Below are 2,422 nucleotides of genomic sequence, written 5' to 3' on the forward strand. Positions count from 1 at the left end.
CGCCCACGGTCACGCCGACGGGTCCCCGGTGGCCCGGTCGGATCGGCGGTGGGTCTCGTACATCCGGACGGCGACGCCGAGCCCGGAGAGCAGGCTGACCGCGGCGGCGGCCCAGACCGCGGCCCGCAGGTCCCAGAGGTCGGCCACCACTCCACCGAGGACGGCGCCCGCGGCGTAGCCGCTGTCCCGCCAGAGCCGGTAGACGCCCACGGAGCGGGCCCGCCAGCTCGGATGGGCGACGTCGCCGATCGCGGCGAGCAGGGTCGGGTAGACCATCGCGGTCCCGGCCCCCAGCAGGACGGTCGCGGCCGTCCACGCGCCGAAGGTGTCGACGAGAGCGATCAGGGCCAGGGCCGCCGCCTGGGTCAGCATGCCGCCGGTGATGAGGTGTTTGCGCCCCCACCGGTCGGACAGGGCGCCGGTGACGAGTTGCCCGAGACCCCACACCGCCGGGTAGACGGCCACCAGGATGCCCACCCGGTCCACGGCCAGCCCCGCGCCGGCGAACAGCAGCGGGAACAGGCCCCAGGACAGCCCGAAGTTCAGGTTGTTCACCAGGCCGGCCTGACTGGCCGAGGACAGGGCCGGGTCGGTGAGGGTGGTGCGGGTGAACACCTGCCGGTCGGTGAGCCGGGCGTGCCCGGCCGCGGAGCCGTCGGTGGGGTGGGCGGCGGCCTCCAGGCGGGCGTGTTCGCGGGTCTCCCGGACGGCGAGCACGGACAGGCCGAGGCCGATGACGGCGTAGGACAGGCCGAGCAGGAACGGCGCGGGCCGGAGTCCGAACTCCTCGGCGAGGTAGCCGGCGAGCGCCGACGTGACCGCGATCGCGCCGTATCCGGCCGCCTCGTTGAAGCCCATCGCGAGTCCGCGCCGGCGGGGGCCGACCAGGTCGACCTTCATGATCACGGTGGTCGACCAGGTCAGACCCTGGTTGATGCCGAGCAGGAGGTTGGCGGCCACGACCCAGCCCCAATCGGGTGCCCAGATCAGCATCAGGGGCACGGGGAGCGCGATCAGCCACCCCGCGATGAGGACCGGTCTGCGTCCGAAGCGGTCGGCCCAGGTGCCCGCCAGGTAGTTGGTGGCGGCCTTGCTCAGCCCGAAGACGAGCACGTAGGTCAGCAGGAACGTGTAGCCGGTCAGGCCGAACTCCCGCTCGGCCAGCAGGGGCAGCACCGTCTGCTCCTGACCCACCATCCCGCCGACGAGGGCGTTCACCGCCACGAGCAGGCCGAACTGGGCGAGGTTGGCGCGCAGCCCCAGCCGTACCGGGTGGGTGCTCATGGTCACGACCTCCAACGAATTCGCGTCGTCCCGGCTCGGTCCGTCCGCGGGACATTCCCCGGGGGCGGTCGGCTCACCGCCGATTCTCGTTCGTATACTAATCCATGGATTATTGGAGGATTGATGGGTGACCCGGACGCGAAGACGGCTCTGTTCGACCAGTTCGCCCGCGTCGGCAAGGCGCTGGGCAGTGGGAAGCGGTTGGAGCTGCTCGACCTGCTCGCCCAGGGGGAGCGCACCGTCGAGTCGCTCGCCCGCGCGGCCGGGCTCGGCCTGACCACCGCCTCCGCGCATCTGCAGGCCCTCAAGCGGGTGAATCTGGTCCGTACGCGCCGGGAGGGCACCCGGATCCACTACCGGCTCGCCGGTGCCGATGTGGCCGCGCTGTACGCGTTGCTGCGCACCGTCGCCGGGGCGCACCTGCCCGAGGTGGACGCCGCGGGCGCCGCGTACCTGGGTCCCGACGACGCCGAACAGGTGAGCCGGGAGGAACTGCTGCGTCGGGTGGCCTCCGGGGACGTGGTCGTGCTCGACGTCCGACCGCGCGAGGAGTACGACGCCGGACACATCCCGGGTGCGGTCTCGGTGCCGGTGGAGGAGCTCGTCGACCAGCTCGATGCCCTCCCGGCCGACCAGGAGATCGTCGCCTACTGCCGGGGGAGCTGGTGCGTGCTCGCCCACGACGCGGTCCGGCTGCTCACCGCACACGGGCGCACGGCCCGCCGCCTCACCGACGGGATGCTCGAATGGCGGCTCGCCGACCTGCCCGTCGCGACGCCCTGAGTCCGCACCGATCCGGTTCACCGCGATGCCGCCCCCGTCCCTCCCCGCCCCGTCCACCCCGGCCGGGGCCGCTCCGCCGCAGGAAGGCCCTTCCGTGACCGACGCCCCTCTGCACCCCGCCTATCGGCGGGTCCTCGTGGTCCTCGTGGCCGCCCAGATCCTCAGCGGGGCGGGCCTGGCCGCCGGCATCACCGTCGGCGCCCTGCTCGCCGAGGACATGCTGGGCAGTACGAGCCTGTCCGGCCTGCCCAGCGCGCTGTTCACCATCGGCTCCGCGGCCGCGGCGGTCCTCGTCGGACGCGCCTCGCAACGCCGGGGGCGCCGGATCGGGCTCTCGGCGGGCTACGGCGCGGGC

Annotated in this window: 2 protein-coding genes and 1 pseudogene; 2 read left to right on the forward strand and 1 reads right to left on the reverse strand. The window is 73.5% G+C overall.

Features of this window, described 5'->3' with window-relative positions:
* Positions 1–9 precede the first annotated feature (9 nt).
* Entirely contained in the window at positions 10–1,284 is a 1,275-nt protein-coding gene (locus ACTIR_RS0101455; protein WP_026452958.1) for an MFS transporter, read from the reverse strand.
* Between the two features lie 123 nt (positions 1,285–1,407).
* Here ACTIR_RS0101455 and ACTIR_RS0101460 point away from each other — a divergent pair, with 123 nt between their 5' ends.
* Complete coding sequence (locus ACTIR_RS0101460) at positions 1,408–2,067, forward strand: ArsR/SmtB family transcription factor (RefSeq protein WP_026452959.1); 660 nt, start codon at positions 1,408–1,410, stop codon at positions 2,065–2,067.
* 94 nt (positions 2,068–2,161) lie between these two features.
* Positions 2,162–2,422 (forward strand): annotated as a pseudogene (locus ACTIR_RS0101465) (MFS transporter); the annotation flags it as partial.

The organism is Saccharomonospora iraqiensis subsp. iraqiensis (genome assembly GCF_000430445.1).
Classification (GTDB): domain Bacteria; phylum Actinomycetota; class Actinomycetes; order Mycobacteriales; family Pseudonocardiaceae; genus Saccharomonospora; species Saccharomonospora iraqiensis.